The 16,961-nt window shown below is 67.4% G+C and carries 16 protein-coding genes; 11 read left to right on the top strand and 5 right to left on the bottom strand.

All coding sequences use genetic code 11. The features are described from left to right. Positions 1-29 precede the first annotated feature (29 nt). The 7 genes from KA419_15700 (at position 30) to KA419_15670 (ending at position 8,431) form a co-directional block, all read left to right on the top strand. Positions 30-2,672 carry a YncE family protein gene (locus KA419_15700; GenBank protein MBP7867379.1) on the top strand — a complete coding sequence of 881 codons (2,643 nt, stop codon included), beginning with the start codon at positions 30-32 and terminating at the stop codon, positions 2,670-2,672. A gap of 37 nt (positions 2,673-2,709) precedes the next feature. Beyond that, positions 2,710-4,164, top strand: coding sequence for an NADH-quinone oxidoreductase subunit N (locus tag KA419_15695; GenBank protein MBP7867378.1), 1,455 nt, complete (start codon positions 2,710-2,712; stop codon positions 4,162-4,164). A gap of 20 nt (positions 4,165-4,184) precedes the next feature. Further along, positions 4,185-4,799, top strand: coding sequence for a DNA-3-methyladenine glycosylase I (locus KA419_15690; protein MBP7867377.1), 615 nt, complete (start codon positions 4,185-4,187; stop codon positions 4,797-4,799). After that, positions 4,796-5,944 (top strand): methylmalonyl Co-A mutase-associated GTPase MeaB, encoded by a 1,149-nt coding sequence (gene meaB / locus KA419_15685; GenBank protein ID MBP7867376.1) that lies wholly within the window; start codon positions 4,796-4,798, stop codon positions 5,942-5,944. Before KA419_15690 ends, meaB begins: the two co-directional genes overlap by 4 nt. A 78-nt stretch (positions 5,945-6,022) precedes the next feature. After that, on the top strand, positions 6,023-6,451 hold the full coding sequence (locus KA419_15680; protein ID MBP7867375.1) for a winged helix-turn-helix transcriptional regulator: 429 nt from the start codon (positions 6,023-6,025) through the stop codon (positions 6,449-6,451). Positions 6,452-6,456: 5 nt separating this feature from the next. Continuing rightward, entirely contained in the window at positions 6,457-7,893 is a 1,437-nt protein-coding gene (locus tag KA419_15675) for a hypothetical protein (protein ID MBP7867374.1), read from the top strand. A 130-nt stretch (positions 7,894-8,023) separates the two neighbouring features. Further along, on the top strand, positions 8,024-8,431 hold the full coding sequence (locus tag KA419_15670; GenBank protein MBP7867373.1) for a response regulator: 408 nt from the start codon (positions 8,024-8,026) through the stop codon (positions 8,429-8,431). A 25-nt stretch (positions 8,432-8,456) separates the two neighbouring features. On the opposite strand, the gene KA419_15665 is transcribed toward KA419_15670, so the two are convergent. Then, complete coding sequence (locus KA419_15665) at positions 8,457-8,981, bottom strand: hypothetical protein (GenBank protein ID MBP7867372.1); 525 nt, start codon at positions 8,979-8,981, stop codon at positions 8,457-8,459. Positions 8,982-9,252: 271 nt separating this feature from the next. Between KA419_15665 and KA419_15660 the strand changes: the two genes are divergently transcribed. Beyond that, a complete protein-coding gene (locus KA419_15660; GenBank protein MBP7867371.1) occupies positions 9,253-10,527 on the top strand; it encodes a GAF domain-containing sensor histidine kinase in 1,275 nt (424 codons plus the stop codon). Between the two features lie 7 nt (positions 10,528-10,534). Here KA419_15660 and KA419_15655 read toward each other — a convergent pair whose 3' ends face one another. Genes KA419_15655 through KA419_15645 form a run of 3 tightly spaced genes read right to left on the bottom strand, consistent with a single transcriptional unit; the run spans position 10,535 to position 13,090 of the window. Next, positions 10,535-11,245, bottom strand: coding sequence for a hypothetical protein (locus tag KA419_15655; GenBank protein ID MBP7867370.1), 711 nt, complete (start codon positions 11,243-11,245; stop codon positions 10,535-10,537). Next, on the bottom strand, positions 11,226-12,410 hold the full coding sequence (locus KA419_15650; protein ID MBP7867369.1) for a hypothetical protein: 1,185 nt from the start codon (positions 12,408-12,410) through the stop codon (positions 11,226-11,228). Before KA419_15650 ends, KA419_15655 begins: the two co-directional genes overlap by 20 nt. Positions 12,411-12,412: 2 nt before the next feature. Then, positions 12,413-13,090 (bottom strand): hypothetical protein, encoded by a 678-nt coding sequence (locus KA419_15645; protein MBP7867368.1) that lies wholly within the window; start codon positions 13,088-13,090, stop codon positions 12,413-12,415. A 216-nt stretch (positions 13,091-13,306) separates the two neighbouring features. Between KA419_15645 and KA419_15640 the strand changes: the two genes are divergently transcribed. Genes KA419_15640 through KA419_15630 form a run of 3 tightly spaced genes read left to right on the top strand, consistent with a single transcriptional unit; the run spans position 13,307 to position 15,705 of the window. Further along, a complete protein-coding gene (locus KA419_15640) occupies positions 13,307-14,476 on the top strand; it encodes a glycosyltransferase (GenBank protein MBP7867367.1) in 1,170 nt (389 codons plus the stop codon). 57 nt (positions 14,477-14,533) lie between these two features. Then, positions 14,534-14,920, top strand: a complete 387-nt coding sequence (locus tag KA419_15635) for a YhbY family RNA-binding protein (GenBank protein ID MBP7867366.1) — start codon at positions 14,534-14,536, stop codon at positions 14,918-14,920. Then, a complete protein-coding gene (locus KA419_15630) occupies positions 14,917-15,705 on the top strand; it encodes a VTT domain-containing protein (protein MBP7867365.1) in 789 nt (262 codons plus the stop codon). The genes KA419_15635 and KA419_15630 overlap by 4 nt, the downstream gene beginning before the upstream one ends. A 119-nt stretch (positions 15,706-15,824) precedes the next feature. Here KA419_15630 and KA419_15625 read toward each other — a convergent pair whose 3' ends face one another. Then, complete coding sequence (locus KA419_15625; protein MBP7867364.1) at positions 15,825-16,664, bottom strand: hypothetical protein; 840 nt, start codon at positions 16,662-16,664, stop codon at positions 15,825-15,827. Positions 16,665-16,961: the final 297 nt, after the last annotated feature.

The following is a 16,961-nucleotide window of genomic DNA, read 5'->3' as shown; positions in this document are numbered from 1 at the left end:
CCGCTATCCGGGCCGGGAAGGAGTTCACCATGCGAAAGAGAATCTTCCTGTTCACGGCGCTCTGCCTGCTGGGGGCGGCGGCGGTCGATGCCCAGATCCGGATGGGCCTGGTCCAGACCAATATCGAGGATTACGCCTATTACAACAACGTGGCCTTCTCCGCCGTCACCGGCCACGGGTACGTCACCGACCCGCAGAACAATCGCGTGATCGTCTTCGACCCGATGCGGTCGACCGGCAATATCGTCACCACCGTCCCCACCGGGACCGAGCCCGCGGGAATCTTCATCACCCCCGACGGACAGCGCGCCTGCGTCCTGAACGCGGGAAGCACCAGCGTGACCATCATCCAGCTCAGCGACAACACCGTGAGGACCTACGCCCCCCCCCTCAACGCCCAGTTCAGCCTCTACGGGAACATCGCCTTCACCCCCAACAGCCAGTATGGTTTCGTCTGCAACAACAAGCTCTCCGCCAACCAGGTCTTCATCTTCAACCTGTCCACGGGGCAGCTGACCTCGACCCTCAGCACCGGGGTCGGGCCCGTCCGGACCTACATCAACCCGGCGGGGGACAAGGCTTTCGTCCTGTGCAACGGCCAGTCGACCAACGACCAGATCACCGTCGTCAACATCGCGTCCCCCCCGTCCTTCACGGTCCTGAACACCTTCAACATGGTGGAGGCGGACTTCGACCGGGTCGGGACCAAGGGGGCCTGCCACAACAACATCGTCTTCGCCCCGGACGGCACCTGGGGCTACGTCTGCGACTCCGGGCTCAACGACGTCCTCTCCTTCAACATACCGACCTACTCGAGCCAGTACTTCATTCACTTCTCGGCCGAGAGCCACTCCAACGCCAGCCTCAGCCGGATCGCCATCTCGCCGGACGGGCACTACGTGCTCGCCAGTTCCATCATCCTCAACCGGATCTACGTCATCGACGTCCAGTCCAACCCCCACGCCTTCACCCTGCACAAGGAAATCTACGACAGCTCGGGCGAAGCGGGCTGGGACGGGTACAACAACATCGTCGTCCTGCCCGAGGGAACCACCGCGGCCATCGCCTCCCTCCAGAGTTCGGAACTGGTCTGCTTCGACTGGGTGACCGGGAACATCCTCTCCTACACCCCCACCGGGCCCGTCGGCGCCGGGCCGGAACAGATCACCCTCGCCCCCGACGGCATCCAACTGGCGGCGGTGAACGTGCTGGGCTCGCCCCAGCTCGCCCTGAAGGACTCGGTCGGCCTGATCTGCCTTTACCCCCGGGTGATGAACGCCCCCATCCTGGTGACCGGCACCCCGGAGTTCACGGGCTACGCCATCAGCAATCCCACCCCGTCGGCATCGAGCTTCATCGCCTACGCCATCGACAAGGACGGTTACGACATGCCGGGCGTTTCCAACCCCGCGACCCGGATCCTCGAACCGCAGAGCCAGCTCCCCTTCCTCGGGACCGACCTTTTCGGGCTCACCACCCCGACTACCCCGGCCTGGGTCCAGATCTTCTCCAACTCCTGGGACGCCCGGGGCTTCTTCCTGGAAGCGGACAGCGCCGGGACCTACATGGACGGGACCGTGGCCTCCGACAGCACCTTCCGGGATTTCTACATCACCCGCGTGTCCGAGCTCTACGGGAACGGGGCCTACGCCCGCAAGACGGAGATCACCGTGGCGAACCCCTTCTCCGCCTCCGTGACCGTCGACCTCACTCTCAAGGACGCGTCGGGGGCCACGCTGGGGAACGTCGTCACCGACCGGGCCATCCCCCCGGGGGCCCTCCTCTCCGGTTCGCTCCGCGACCTGTTCTTCCGCGACTGGACCTCGGTGGACGTGTCGGGCGCCTACATCGTCGGGAAGGTCAAGTCCACCTACGGCGCCGTGACGGGCATGGCCCTGACCCGGTTCTACAACGAAAGCCAGACCTGTGTGACCGTCCGGACCCTCCCCCTGTCGGGCAATCCCGGAGTCTCCACCCTCTACTGCCCCCACGTCGCGACCGGCGGCGAACTGCCCGGCTTCACCATCCCCTACGACACCACGTTCTCGGTGATCAACACCGCTGCGGAGGCGGCGACGGTGACCTTCACCTTCCACCGGGACGGCGTGGCGGGACCCCTCGTGGGGCAGGCCGTCATCCCGGCCGGGGGCCAGTACATCGGCTCGGCCTGGAACCTCTTCGCGCTCCCCGACCCGGCGACCCACCCGGCCTACGTGACCGGTTACGCGGTGGTCACCTCCACCCGGAGCGGGTTGATCGGCGATGTCGTCTTCGGGGACGGGGTCAACGCCGTCCCCCAGTTCCAGTCGGCCCTCCCGATGGAGCCCGACACCTACACCTCGTGCGTGTTCAGCCACGTGGCGGCGGGCCCCATCCAGGGGAGCACCCTGGTGTACTTCAACGGGTTCAGCCTGGTCAACCCCGGCACGACCAAAACCATCAGCGTTCAGATGAAGGTCTACAAGGAGTCGGGGTTGATCACCGGGCAGAAGACCCTGTCCATCCCGCCGTCGGGACGCATCCTGAACCTGATCAACAGCCCGGACGTGATCCCGGCCGCCGACGGCCAGATCGGGGGATACGTGACCCTGAGCAGCATCGACCCGTTCCTGGCGCTCGAACTGTTCCAGGACGGGTCCCTGAAGATGCTCTCCGGCATCCCCCGCAACTGAGCGCGCGTCCCGACAACAACGCAGGGAGACGAACACCGTGCCACTCGACGATCTCTTCGCAATCCTGCCGGAAATCACCCTCGCCGCCGCCGGCGTCCTGATCCTGGCCGTCGATCCTTTCCTGAAGCGGCGCTCCGTGGCCCCCGCCCTGACGGCCCTGGCCTGCCTGGCCTCGGGCGCCGCCGCGGTCCTCTGCGCCCTGGAGGGCACCGGGTTTCGCCTTCACGGCACCTTCCGTTCCGACGCGTTTCTGCTCCTGATACGACTGGCCGTTGCCGGCTCCGGGTTGCTCCTCGCCGGGCTCTCCCACCGTTTTCTCCGGGTCGGGCGTCTGCCGCGCTGCGAGTACTTCGCCCTTTTCCTCTTCGCACTCTCCGGCGTGGGCATCATGGCGGGCGCCGTCGACCTCATCCTTCTCTTCATCGGCCTGGAGATCCTCTCCCTGGCCTCCTGCGTCCTGGCGGCATACCGGAGGGAAAACCCCGAATCCGCCGAGTCCGGCGTCAAGTACTTCTTCGTCGGGTCCCTCTCGGCCGCGGTCATGCTCTACGGCATCGCCTGGGTCTACGGGTCGGCCGGCGGGACGCGGTACACGGCCGTCCTGGACGTGCTGTCCGCCTGCCGCTCCTTCCGGGAGGTCCCCTTCGGCCTTCTGCTGGGCCTGCTGATGATCTTCGCGGGGCTTTTCTTCAAGCTGGCCGTCGTCCCCTTCCACGTCTGGGCGCCCGACGTCTACCAGGGCGCCCCCAGCCCCGTGAGCGCCTTCCTGGCTTCCGTCCCCAAGATTGCGGGCTTCGCGGCACTGGTGCGCATCGCCCTCTACGCCACCCCGCCCGAGGGGGCTTTCGTCAAACCGCTCCTCGCGGCGGCCTCCGTCCTGACCATGCTGGTCGGGAACCTCGCGGCGCTCCGGCAGGAGAACCTCAAGCGGCTCCTGGCCTACTCCTCCATCGCCCACGCCGGCTACATCCTCCTCGGGCTCCTGACCGCCTCGGGCCCGGCCTACTCGGCCGTGCTCTTCTACCTCGTGGTCTACGCCGTCATGACCATCGGGGCCTTCGCCGCCGTGACAGTGCTGGCCGGCGAGGGGGACAGCCGCGTCAACCTGGACGACTACCAGGGCGTCGGGTTCACCCGCCCCTTCCTGGGGTCCACCCTGGCCATCTGCCTCCTTTCCCTGGCCGGCATCCCCGCCACCGCCGGCTTCATCGGCAAGCTGTACCTCTTCTCCGCCGCCCTGGAGAAGGGATGGTACGCCCCGGTCCTCGTGGCCATCGTGGCCAGCCTCATCGGGGCGTGGTACTACCTCCGGGTCATTGTGGTCATGTTCACGCGCCAGCGTCCCGACGACGCCGTCGAACCCGACCTCTCGGCCGGCACGGCCACGGTCCTGGCGGCCTGCGGGGCGGTGAGCGTGGCGCTGGGCCTGTACCCCGCCCAACTCCTGGACGTCACCGCCCGCATCGGCTCGGGCCTGGTCGCCGGCCACTGAACGCCAGGGAGCGCCGACCCATGGAACCCGGGACCAAACGTTGCGGCTGGGGCCTCTCCCACCCGGAATACACCGCCTATCACGACCGGGAGTGGGGCGTGCCGGTTCACGACGACCGCCTCCTCTTCGAGTTCCTGATCCTGGAGGGCGCCCAGGCGGGGCTGAGTTGGCTGACCATCCTCCGCCGGCGGGAGGGGTATCGCGCGGCCTACGAGGGTTTCCACCCGGAGCGGGTGTCCGCGTTCGGCCCCGACCGTGAAGCGGCGTTGCTCGCCGACCCGCGCATCGTCCGGAACCGGCTCAAGGTGTCGGCTTCCATCCGCAACGCGAAGGCCTTCCTGGAGGTCCAGGCCGCGTTCGGGAGCTTCGCCGCCTATCTCTGGGGCTTCACGGGAGGCCGGCCCGCGGTGAACCGGTGGGAGACCCTCTCCGAGGTCCCCGCCCGCACCCCCCTCTCCGACCGTTTGAGCGCCGACCTGCGGTCCCGCGGGTTCTCCTTCGTGGGCTCCACCATCTGCTACGCCTTCATGCAGGCCGTCGGGATGGTGAACGATCACCTGGTCCACTGCTTCCGGCACGCCGAACTGGCCGCCCTCGCCGATGGCACGGGGCCCGCTGGGAGCGGCCCGCGATGAAGGACCATCCCGTCAAGACCCGTCTGCCCGAGTGGGCGCCCCCCGGCGGTGGCGAAGGCTTCGCCTCCCGGGTCATGGAGGGCCGGGAGGACCGCCACGACGGCCTGCCCTCCGAGGCCGCCCGGGTGACCCACCGGGTCGCCCCGTCCCGGGTGCACCGGGCCCGGCAGCTGTCCGTGGAAGACTACGTCGGCGGCGTCCTGGCCGGGGACCGGACCACCCTCGCCCGCGCCATCACCCTGGTGGAGAGCAACCTCTCCTCCCACACCGACACGGCCCAGGACCTGCTCTGCCGTGTTCTTCACCGGACGGGTGATTCCCTCCGGATCGGCATCACCGGCGTCCCGGGGGTGGGAAAGAGCACCTTCATCGAGACCTTCGGCTGCTTCCTGGTGGAGCGGGGGCACCGGGTCGCGGTCCTGGCCGTCGACCCCAGCAGTTCCCTGACCCGCGGCAGCATCCTGGGCGACAAGACCCGCATGGAGCGCCTGGCCCGGGACCCCCGGTGCTTCATCCGCCCCTCCCCGTCCGGCGGCGCCCTCGGGGGCGTGAACCGGAAGACCCGGGAAACCCTGCTCCTGTGCGAGGCCGCCGGTTACGACACCATCCTGGTGGAGACGGTGGGGGTGGGCCAAAGCGAGATCACGGTCCGCTCCATGGTGGACTTCTTCCTGCTCCTGATGCTCTCGGGCGCGGGCGACGAGCTCCAGGGCATCAAGAAGGGGATCATGGAGCTGGCGGACGCCCTGGTGATCACCAAGGCCGACGGCGACAACGCCGGCCGGGCCGAGGTGGCCCGGGCGGAGTACGAGCGGGCGCTGCACTACCTGGCGCCCGCCACGGAGGGGTGGGCCACCCGGGCCCTCACCTGCTCCGCCCTGACGGGCGGGGGGGTTCCCGAGCTGTGGGACGTGATCCGGGATTTCCGTGACCGGACCTCCCGCTCCGGCTTCCTCCAGGTCCGCCGGAAGGCGCAAACCCTCGACTGGATGCGCGACATGGTCCTGGACCAGCTCCGGCAGGCCTTCGAGTCGCGACCCGCCGTCCAGCGGATCCTGCGGGAGGTGGAGCGAGACGTCCTCGACGGCCGGCTCCCCGCCGCCGCCGGCGCCAAGCGTCTTCTGGACACGTTCTTCGGGGACTGAACCGCTCTCCCTCTTGAACGGGGCCCGGACTTCTGATACCCTTCATTTCGCCACATGACAACATTGGAGGGAAACCGCATGCGGGAATTCATGGCGATCTGCAAGGCCGTCTCGGACCCCCAGCGGGTCAGGCTTCTCGTGGCCCTCCAGGGGGGCGAACAGTGCGTCGGGACCCTGGTCCGGCTTGTCGGCCTCGCGCCTTCCACCGTGTCGAAGCACCTCTCCATCCTCCAGGGGGCCCGCCTGGTGGAGTCCCGCAAGCAGGGCCGCCGGGTCTTCTACCGCGAGGCGGGCGAGGACGCGCCCGAAGCGGTCACCGCCGCCCTCCGCTGGATCGGGACGGCCCTGGGCGACGACCCCGTGATCCGGGAAGACCGTCTCCGCCTTCAGGACACCGACTTCCGGCCCGGGGGAGACACGTCCCGGCCCCGCGGCTCCGCCCCGCGCCGCCGGGAGATCGACGCCCCTGCCTCCGCCCCCCTGCCCATGGACGAGTGGGTGGACTGATCCCGATGCCCGGGTTCCGTGACCACCTGGAAACGTGTGTCGCCCGGGCGGGGTCCCCGTCGGGTTCCCGCCTGCTGCTCGGGCTCTTCCTCCTCGCCTGCGCCGGTTTGCTCCTGGTGACCCGGCCCTGGTCGGTGCTTCCCGGGACCACCTGGCCCTGCGGGTTCGAGTCCGGCCGCGTAGCTCGCAACCTCGTTGCCGGGTACGGCTACGCCTCCCCGTTCGCCCGCCTTCCGGGGGACACGTTCGAAACCGTCCCCTCCGCGTCCCCCGGACGCCCACCCGTCGAGGGGGACACGGGACCGCCGCCCCCGACGGCGTGGGTCACCCCGCCGAACACCCTCCTGTGGTGGCTCGTCTTCGCCCTCTTCGGCACGTACACCCCGGCGGCCCTGGCCGCGTACCTCGTGGTCCAGGCGATCCTGACGGCGATCTCCATCGAGGTGGCCCGCCGGCTTCTCCACGCCGCGGCCGGGGCCGTCCCCGCCGGGCTGGGCGTACTCTGCTTCCTCGCTTACCCCGGCACCTGGTACTACGCCGTGGCCGACACCCACGGCACCGTCCTCTTCGCCCTCTTCGCCTTCCTGTCGCTGCTGTCCCTGCACCGCCTCGAGGAAACCGGCCGGGACGGCGCCCTTTGGCTTCACGGCCTCGCGTCGGCGCTCGCCGTCCTCTGCGAGCCCGCCTCGCTGCTCTTCTTCGTGGGGTGGGAATCCCGGTGCGCCCTCCGGTGGCGCCGCCGCCCCCCGGCAAACCCGGGACACGCCCCGGGGAGCGCGCGCCCGCGGCGGGGATTGACGGCCACCCGGTTCGCCCTGGTGATCGTCCTTTGCGCCGCCGCCCTCTGGGCCCCCTGGCTCGTCCGGAACCGCCTCGCCCTCGGCGGGTGGGTCCTGTTCAAGTCCAACATGCCCATGGAACTCTATTTCGGCAACAACGCGGGGAGTCGGGCGAACCCCTACGCCGCCCACGCGGAACGCTTCCCCGCCGCGTCGGAGAGCGAGCGCCGTCAACTGCTGGGAATGGGGGAGATCGCCTACGGCCGGCTCTGCGCCTCGCGTTTTGCCGACTTCGTCACGCAGCGGCCGGCCGACTTCCTGGCCCTGACCGCCCAGCGCATCCTCTGGTTCTGGAGCCTGCACCCCTTCAAGCCCAACCCGTTGCGGCCGGCCCTGACGGTCCTCTTCTGGGCCGTCCTGACGTTCTGGATGATCGGACGCCTTCGCTCCCCGGCCCGCGGCGGGACCATCGACCGCGCCTGCCTGTGGTTTTTGGTGCTCTACCCGACGGGCTTCTATTTGAGCCACTTCTTCCTGTACCGCTACCGGCACCCCCTGGAGGCCCTCCTGCTGCTGGCGGCCGCTCTCGTCACGGCCACGCGGGGCCCCACGACTTCCACTCCAGGCACAGCAGAAAAGCGTTGCCTGCACCCCGCGGGTTAGGGTAGAATTCAGCTGCCTGCGAATGAAAAGACTTGAAGCACAATCCGTCATGCTCGGGTATTCCGGAGGCTTCCGGGTCTTGGGTGGCGGCTGAGAGGAAAGGAAGGAAATTCAGGAGGAGGAGGCCCCCATGGCGCACATCATGATCGTGGACGACGACCCGGACATCATCCAGGCTTACCGCATGATCCTCGAAACCAGAGGGTACACCGTCACGGAAGCCTACTCCAGCCAGGAAGCCTGGAACCTGTTGCAGAAATCGACGCCGGACCTCATGGTTCTCGACTGCATGATGGAGGAGTTCACCTCCGGTTTCGACCTCGCCAAGGACATCCGGACCCAGTGGCCTCGCCTGCCGATCCTCATGCTGACCTCGGTGACCGAGCACATGAGTGACACGTGGAAATTCTCCCCCGAACAGGACGGCCACTGGCTGCCTGTCCAGAGATTCCTCGAGAAGCCGGTCGCACCCGACGTGATGGTGCAGGAGATCGAGAAGGCCCTCAAAGAGAGCGAAGCCGGGTCCCCGGGGGCCTGATCGGGCCACCCCGCAACCCCGCGACTCAAACCCGTTTCGAACACCCTTCCATGGCGGTGAGCACGGCCCCCTGTCCGAGGTCGAAGGCGGACAGGAGGGAGTCGAGCCCTTTCTCGACATCCTTTCGGTCCAGGACGAAAGCAATGGCGGAGAAGGACGTCGAGATCGCGAAAACCGGCACGCCGGCCCGAATCAAGGCCTGGTAGGCCACGCATGCCGCCCCCGGGCGCTCCCTGAAATGGGGGCCGTAAACGGCCAGCACGGTGACCTCGGGCCTCGTCCTGTAGCTCTCGAGGTGAAGCCGGTCCTTGCCGGCTTCCCAGAGGCCCGCGACGCGGTTCACCTCGCCCGCTTCGACGCAGAGGGTCAGGAGATGCCGTGAATCGGGAGCGAGGACCTCCGCCGCGAACTGGACGTTGATCCCGTGTTCGTACAACTGGTCGAGGATGAGACCTGTGAATTGGCCGGGGTTCGAGGTCGAAACGGCCTCGAGCTGTCCCAGTTCCTGGATTCTCAGGATCCCGCTGGCCTTCAGACTGCCCTTTTTCACCCTGGCCTCCCTTGCCTTCCGCCTTTACCGATGTCCCGCCGCCGAAACCATGCTTCGGTTTCTCTTTCTTAGTACATCTCTCCGGCTTCTATTGCAAGCCCCACCTTCGATTCGTCCCGGCGCGGGGTCGACCCCCGCCCCCGAGCTCCCACCGGTTCCGGCGAAATGCTCTTGAGAATGATTGAGATTGCGTTATACTGGGAATGGATTCACCGTCAGTTGCAGAGCCGGGTCAGAACAGGGGTGTGGCGGTGGACAGGGAGAGGTGGCGATGCCCTCGTCGACGCATTCCGGCCGAAACCCGTTCAAACCCAAGGATCTGATCGTCCGGGAAACCCTCTTTGAGATGTACGACCAGATCTTCGGCGAGGTGGACCTCTCCAGCGTGCTCCGGAAGACGACCGCGGCGGTCCGGCGCCTCTTCGACGCCGAGCAGGCCACCATCTACCTCGCCCTCGACGACACCCGCGAACTCGAGTCCATCACCACCCTGGACAACATCGCTCGCGCCATCCGCATCCCCATCGGCAAACAGTCGCTGGCCGGGTTCTGCGCGGCGACCGGCCGGGCCTTCGTGATCCCCGACGCCTACGGCGACCTCGGCGCCATCGACCCCGACCTCCGTTTCGACCGGTCCTGGGATGCCCGAACCGGGTTCCGCACCCGGGACGTGGCGTGCGCCCCCGCGCTCTTCCAGGGGGAACTCCGCGGGGTGGTGCAGGTGATCAACCGGAAGAGCGGCATCTTCTGCGAGAGTGATCTTGAGCCGCTCGAGAGCGTTTCCCGTTTCGTGGCGTACGCGCTCCACCACGCCCGCCTCTACGACGAACTGGCCACCCTCAAGTGCCTGGAGAAGGAGAAGTCCGACTTCATGCGGATCATCGTCCACGAGCTCAAGTCCCCCCTGGCCGCGTCCAAGTCCCTGGCCGCCGCCCTTCGCTTCGCGAACGAGGGCAATGCGAACCTCGTGTCGGTCCTGTCCCGGATCGAGTGCCGCCTCGACGAACTCCTCGGGTTGGTGAGCGACATCCTGTCCCTGTCGCGGATCAAGGGAGGCCGGCCCCTGGGCGAGGTGACGGTCTGCGACCTCGCCGCCGAAACCCGGGCCGTTCACGCGGGGTACGTGCAACCGGCCGAGGCGAAGGGCCTTCACCTGGCGGTGGACCTCCCGGCCGACCCGGTGCCGGTCCGGATCGACGTCCAGGCCTTCCGCCTCATCGTTTCGAACCTGGTGGGGAACGCCGTCAAGTACACGGAAGCCGGGGAAGTGCGGACACGCCTGACGAGAGAGGGGGAATGGGCCGTCCTCCGGGTGGAAGACACGGGCATGGGCATCCCCGCCGAAGACATCCCGAACCTTTTCAAGGAATTCTACCGAGCCTCCAACGCACGCCGCAGCCGGGTCCAGGGCACCGGGGTCGGCTTGGCGGGCGTGAAGGAACTGGTGAACCGCTTCCGGGGTCTGATGGAGCTGCGAAGCGAGGAGGGAAAGGGGTCGACGTTCACTGTCCGTCTTCCGCTCTGGCGCGAGGCGGGCGCACCCTGACCCTCCCTCAGGCCAGGAGTTTCCGGACGGCGCCGAGGTCGTCGAAGTAGCAGGCGGGGTACGTCCGGTCGCTGAAGGGCAGCCGGAGCTTCCCGTCCCGTTCCTCTACCTCCACCCCGACCAGGGTCGTCTCGAAGTGGTCCAGCTCCATCTCCACGTTGGAGACGTCGGAGAGGTTGTCCGCCCGTCGGTAGATGAAGAACCAGGCCAGGACGAAGGCGGTCAGGGGGTCGCGGGCGATGCCGTAGACGGGGACCCTCGGCGCGGCCGTGGCCGGTCTCGCGAGGAGGTCCCGCTCGCTGCCGGGCCACCCGACGTACTGGAGCCCGTGAAAAGCATAGGCGGGAACCATGGGGAACAGGTTGGCGGCCAGGGAGTGAAAGCGGTCGACCCGCTTGTCGGACTCGCAGGAGAAGGTGGGCCGGACCCCGAACAACCAGAACGGCAGGAGGAGGTCCCGGCCCACGCCTGCCAGGGCAGGGTCGACCGGGAGCGGGATGCACTCCACGGGGTAATCGGCCGCCCCGTTGAAGAACGTCCGGATCCGGTTCACCCGGGACTCGAGGTCGGGCACTTCCTCGCCCGGCGGCCCGAAGCCGTGACGGGGCAGGTGGAAGGCGTAGGCCTTCCGGCACTCGGGGCAGGCAAAGGCCACGTCGCCCGGTGCGCCGTCGAGCTTGATCCCGCAGTGGCGGCAGCTAATCCTTGAAAAATCCATGGTCGAGCACCTTCACGCTGGGGAGTTCCCCCGGCACGGACCGGGCAGCATCCCGGTACAGCAGGAGGAGGGAAGCGAGCACGAGGAAACCGGCGAGGCCGAAAAAGCTCGGTTTGTAAAGGGAAGCCAGCCAGAACCCGAGCGCGTTCGCCTGGCCGAGGAGGAGGGCCTTCAGGAAAAGCCCGTGCGGCCTCACCGGCCCGCCCACCTTGACCTCGAGGCTCAGGAGTCGCCCCCGGGCCGCGTCCATGAACGCCTCGTAGCGCTTCCCGTCGTGCTTGAGGGTGACCTTCCACAGGGGGCAGTAGTAGACCGCCACCCGGTCGTCCACGATGTCGGTGGAGTAGTCGATGGCGTCGTAGTCCATGCTGGTGGAGGAGAAGACCCCCAACCTCCCCAGCGTCTCCAGGGGGCGGTCCGACGGGTCGAACGACGGGTCCCCCCGCCTCCCCCGGGGCACGCCTTCCACTTCCTCGCGGGTCTTGGTGCGCTGCGTCCGGTACATCTCCCGGCAGCGCGCCTTGACGTCCGCGCAGGACCGGAAGGGCTGGAGCACGATGCCCTCCCGTTCGGCCCGCTCCCGCCGGAAGGGCTCGAGGGGCAGGGAACTCCCGGAGAGGAACCGGCTCTCGTCGAGCAGTTCCCGCAGGCCCCACTGGGTGGACCGCCCGGCCCCCGCGTCCACCGCGGGGATCACCATCCCCACCTCGGACAGCACGACCCGGGTTTCCAGCTTGTACCGGATCTCGATCTGTTCACTGAGCTGACCTTCCCCCCGCTGGTCGCCGGTCAGTTGGACGTGGTGGCGGACGTCCCGCTCCTGCTTGAAGGGGGTGGTGCCCGCCCGGATGGCCGAGTAACGGAAGAAGGGCACGAAGTAGAGCACCGTCTCCGACAGCGTCGCATTCCGCAGGAAGGCCGGGGACACGTAGAAGTGGACGTCCCCGTCGGTCATGACGCCCCCGAGCGCCTTCATCCCGCGCCGGACGCACTCCCCGACCGCCTCGCGCGAGACGACCGGTGGAACCAGGTAAGACGGCTCCAGGTGGTCTGGGGAGAAGAACTTCCCCCCGCAGTAATCGCAACGGGTCACGGTTTCGCCCCGGGCGACGTTCAGGACGCCGCCGCAATCGGGACAGCCGACGTTCCGCACTTCACCGGGCATCGTCACCTCCCCCCCCGTGCAAGATAGCCGATGGCGACGGTGACCCCCGCGACGGCCGGCGTCCACGGGGGCAGCGGCATCAGGGCGAAGGCCACCGGGATGACGAAGGCGGCCGCGCACCAGTAAAGATCCTGCCGCACGGACACGGTGAAGGGGGAGTGCGGCTCGGCGTTGAAGACGGTGGCGTCCATGCCGTCCACCCAGACCTCGTCCGTCTCCGGGTCATCCCCGGGAGCGGGGATCCGGTAGCAGGGGTAGAACAGGACCTCGGGCTTTTCCTGCTCCTCCGGGAGCGTCTCCGGTTCCTCGAAGGACTCGGGGTCCCACTGCGTCCCCAGGTCGTCCTGGCGGAAGCGGATGTCGCCCGCCGGCTTGGCGCGGACCGTGGGGACCCCGGTCAGCACGCCCAGGGAAGGCGCCGCCAGGGTCAGGCGGTTCGCGGAAACCCAGTAGGGCACGAAGCGGACCTCCGGGATGCCCAGGGCCGCCGGGTCCGTCTCGAGGGCTTCCGCGGCCGCCTGCATCGCGCGCCGCCCGTCCGCCAGGGGCGTCACCAGCATCGGCTGGTAGCTTTTCCCGCGCGAGATGACCAGGGAACTCCCGCAGAAGGCACACTGCATGAACCGGTCGACCGGGGAGACCTCCAGGTTCCCCCCGCACTGAGAACAGGGCAGCCTCATTCGCTTTCTCCTCCCGCCATCCCTCCCCTTCCCTCGCCGCCCGGGGCCGGCGTCGTCGTCGGCTTCGCTCTCCCCGGGCCGCTCCCCCGCCGTCTCCCGAATCCGCTTCGGCTCGCTTTGAACCGATTGTACCCGAGCCCGTCCCTTCAGGCAATCGGTTTTGTCTTGATGGCCGGGCGGTTTGCATATAGAATAAATGGATTGGCGGGACGGGGAATGAAGATACTTTTCATCAGCGCATATCTGCCGGGCCGAGGCCTCCACGGGGGGAGCAGCCGAATCTTCGAACTGCTGCACTACCTTCACCGGCACCACGAGATCACCCTCCTCTGCTTCAAGAACCGCCTGGACGACGACTCGCGGCTCAAGGACCTCCGGTCCATGTGCAAGAAGATCTCGGTTTTCCTGACCCGTGAGAAGCTCCCTTTCTACCCCTTCCCCTTCGAACCCTTCATGGCCTACAGCCAGGACGACTTCCGCAAGAAGCTCCAGAAACTGGTCCAGCGGGAGAAGTTCGACCTGGTCCAGTACGAGTACGTCCAGATGGGGATCTACCACAAGGACCTGGCCCACATCCCCTCGGTCCTCACCGAGCACGAGGTGAACTTCCTGGCCCTCCAGCGGAGCCTCCCTTTCGTCAAGGGCCCGCTGAAGAAGCTCAAGGACTACTACGACTCGCTCCAGATGATGAAGCGGGAGCTGGACGTGCTCAACCAGATGGACCGGGTCATCTGCATGAACCGGCACGACGCGAACGCCCTGGTGGGGTACGTTCCCCAGGAGAAACTGGAGATCCTCCCCCACGGCGTGGACACCGCCTATTTCGCCCCCATGTCCGACGTCACCCCCGAGCCCAACGCCATCGGGTACTTCGGGGCCTTCCAGCACTACCCCAACGTGGACGCCGTCCACTATTTCGTCCACGACATCTTCCCCCTCGTCAAGGAACGAATCCCGGACGCCCACTTCTACGTCATCGGCAGCAACCCTCCCGAAGAGATCCGGCAGCTGCATGGCCGCACCGACATCACCGTCACCGGTTTCGTCCCCGACATCCGGCCCTACATGGCCCGTTGCGCCGTCATCGTGGCCCCCATCCGCCTCGGCCTGGGCATGCGGGTGAAGGTGGTGGAGGCCATGGCGATGGGGAAGCCCGTTGTTGCCACGGAGCTGGCCTGCGAAGGCATCGACGTCACGGACGGGGTCGACGCCGCCATGGCCAACACCGAGGAAAGTTTCGCCGAGAGCGTCTGCTACATGCTCCAGGACCATGCCTGCGCCTCCGCCATGGGCGCCGCCGCCCGCAAGCTGGTGGAACGTAACTTCGAGTACCGGGCCATCGGGGAGCGCCTCGACCGGATCTACCGTTCCGTGACCAACCGCTGATTACCACTTGAAAACCGGGCGGCCGCAGGGTAGACTTGCGCCTTTTCGGGGGTGACCATGCTGGGTGGAAAAATGCGGAAAGAACTGAGGGGTCGGGCGCACGGGATCAAGCCCGCCGTCCACGTCGGGAAGGACGGTATCAGCCCCGGCCTCCTCGCCGAGATCGAACGCACGGCCCGCAGCACCGGAATCGTGAAGATCAAGGTCCTCCCCAACGCCTTCCTGTCCCCCGCCGAAGCCGAGGCCGAGCTGGCCGCCGGTCTTCCGGGCGAGTTCGTCGGCCGGGTCGGTCGCATGCTCATCTATTTCCAGGAGGAGGAAGCCGTCCCGCCCCCGGGGCCCGCCCCGGAAAAGGCCGTCCGGGCGCCGCGCAGGCCCGTCCCTCCCCGAAGCACCCCCCGGCGCCCTGCACCCTCCCGCCGCGCCCCGCGAAAACGGCCGTGAACATGACGCCCCGGAAGAAGCGATGGCTGTCGGTGCTGGGGGTGCTCACCCTCGGCGCCCTGGTGGTGGCCCTCTACGACCCGTCCCTCTTCTGGTCCGGCCTCAAGGCGGTGGGCCGCTTTTTCAAGCAGGTGGGCATCGCGGTGGAGGCGTACGCGAAAACGGCAGGGCCTTTCTCCGCCGGGCTGGCCCTCTGCCTGATCGGCTTCTTCGACTCGTCCTTCACCCCGGTCCCCGAGGGAAACGACATCCTGGTCGTCTACTTCTCCATCCACCACCCGGCGTACATGTTGTGGTTCGTCCTGGCCAGCACCGTCGGCTCCCTGCTCGGTTCCTTCATCCTTTTCGCCATGGGTCGGCGGGGCGGCGAGATCCTTGTCCGCCGCCACATCTCGGAACAGAAGTACCGACGGTTCGCGGCCTGGTTCCGCCGCCGCGGGTTCTGGGCCGTCTTCGTCCCCTGCATCATCCCGCCCCCCATGCCGTTCAAGCTTTTCGTCCTGACCGCCGGCGTCCTGAGGCTCTCCTGGCCGGTCTTCACCCTGGCCACCACCCTGGGGCGCATCGTCCGTTACGGGATATGGGGCGTGCTTACCGTCATCTACCGCGACGAGATCCTGTACTTCATGAAGCACCACATGCTCCAGGTCGGCCTCGTCATCTGCGGCGTGATCTTCGTGCTGCTCATGGCCAGCTGGGCCTTCTCGCGCTTCCTTCGCCGGGACCCCGCCGCGGCGGCCTCCCCCGGGGCCCCCGCCGTGGAACTGACCGAGACCGAACCCTGATCAAATTCGTAAAACGCCTAGAAAGATGAGGTTGCGAAATGCGGTTTCCGGTCGATTGGACGGCCATCCCGCCGCCCTCGCCAAACACCTTCAGTCTAAACCGCTAAAAGCCTCTTTTGCTACTTCTCCGGGCAATACTCGTCCGTGAACCCCGAGGCGCGTTCCCGCCCGTCGAGCCGCTCGGGCCCCTCCGGGATCACCCCGAGCCGGACCAGCTGCGCCCGGAACTCGTAGCGGACGTCGATGGCCTGGCAGGGCTCGGGCTCCAGGTCCAGCGCCACACGCTCCACGCGGTTGTCGACCTCGTCGCCCATCCCGGTGGCGGCATACTCCTCCTTCTCGACCCGGGCCTGGCCGGCGGGGGCGCTTCCCGGGGCCGCGGACGACTTGTCGACCCGCTTGCTCTCCGGCGCGGGGGCGGCTGGCGCGGCTTCCGGCGCCGGGGCGTTCCCGGCCGCCGTTTCGTCGGCCCGATCCCGGGTCACCCGGACTTCCTTCTCGTAGAACACCGCGGCGGAGATGATCCCGAGGTTCTCGGTTTTGCCCAGGGCGGCGCCGTAGGAATCCTCCTCGGAGGTGAAAAAGAACTTCCGGGCCGCGCCGCTGCTCACCTGCCATCCGGAGACGGTCACCTCGTCGTGAGGGTCGATGACCCACTTGGTCGCTTCCCTGGCGGAGGTCCGCTTGGCGTCCACCGTGTTGAGGCCGTCCACCGAGAGGGCCACGGCGATCCGGCGCGCCGAGGTGTTGACCAGGCGGATGCTGTACTCCCGCCCCTTCAGCGCCTCGACGTAGGATTTACCCTCGTGGGTGTAGAGGGGGGCGCGGATCCCGTCCACCCAGACCTCCAGCCGGAGGGGGCCGGCCCCCGAGACGGTCCGCTGCACCGCCTCCGGTTCGCAAGCCGCCATCGCCAGAGCGGCCAGGACAATCAGCATCGTTCCACCCACGTTCTTCATGACATCCTCCCGCCATCGATCTCGGGATCTGGACGAGGGCATCCTGCCGGTCTTGCGTCTTTTTTCGATGTCAATCTCCCCGCAATGAACGTTGATGCTCCCTCTAATGATCGCCGATTGGAGATTTCCCGCGAATCACGAGAATGAACGCGAATCAGAAATCAACAATCAATAGATATTATTCGTGTTATAAATTCGCGGATAGTCGCGTTATTCGCGGGAAATCTCCCTTTCGCGACTTTTTGCGACCGCGTCAACTTTTGCGGGCCGCCAGGCTTGTCTTTTCCCTCGCCGTCG

The organism is Acidobacteriota bacterium (assembly GCA_018001935.1).
Classification (GTDB): domain Bacteria; phylum Acidobacteriota; class JAAYUB01; order JAAYUB01; family JAAYUB01; genus JAGNHB01.
Note: the sequence above shows the minus strand (reverse complement) of the source record. Positions and strands in the feature narration are given on the sequence as shown.

Coding starts and splice junctions, on each gene's coding strand:
- KA419_15700 (MBP7867379.1), top strand. CDS start 30: ATGCGAAAGAGAATCTTCCTGTTCACGGCGCTCTGCCTGCTGGGGGCG.
- KA419_15690 (MBP7867377.1), top strand. CDS start 4,185: ATGGAACCCGGGACCAAACGTTGCGGCTGGGGCCTCTCCCACCCGGAA.
- meaB (MBP7867376.1), top strand. CDS start 4,796: ATGAAGGACCATCCCGTCAAGACCCGTCTGCCCGAGTGGGCGCCCCCC.
- KA419_15680 (MBP7867375.1), top strand. CDS start 6,023: ATGCGGGAATTCATGGCGATCTGCAAGGCCGTCTCGGACCCCCAGCGG.
- KA419_15675 (MBP7867374.1), top strand. CDS start 6,457: ATGCCCGGGTTCCGTGACCACCTGGAAACGTGTGTCGCCCGGGCGGGG.
- KA419_15670 (MBP7867373.1), top strand. CDS start 8,024: ATGGCGCACATCATGATCGTGGACGACGACCCGGACATCATCCAGGCT.
- KA419_15660 (MBP7867371.1), top strand. CDS start 9,253: ATGCCCTCGTCGACGCATTCCGGCCGAAACCCGTTCAAACCCAAGGAT.
- KA419_15655 (MBP7867370.1), bottom strand. CDS start 11,245: ATGGATTTTTCAAGGATTAGCTGCCGCCACTGCGGGATCAAGCTCGAC.
- KA419_15650 (MBP7867369.1), bottom strand. CDS start 12,410: ATGCCCGGTGAAGTGCGGAACGTCGGCTGTCCCGATTGCGGCGGCGTC.
- KA419_15645 (MBP7867368.1), bottom strand. CDS start 13,090: ATGAGGCTGCCCTGTTCTCAGTGCGGGGGGAACCTGGAGGTCTCCCCG.
- KA419_15640 (MBP7867367.1), top strand. CDS start 13,307: ATGAAGATACTTTTCATCAGCGCATATCTGCCGGGCCGAGGCCTCCAC.
- KA419_15635 (MBP7867366.1), top strand. CDS start 14,534: ATGCTGGGTGGAAAAATGCGGAAAGAACTGAGGGGTCGGGCGCACGGG.
- KA419_15625 (MBP7867364.1), bottom strand. CDS start 16,664: ATGAAGAACGTGGGTGGAACGATGCTGATTGTCCTGGCCGCTCTGGCG.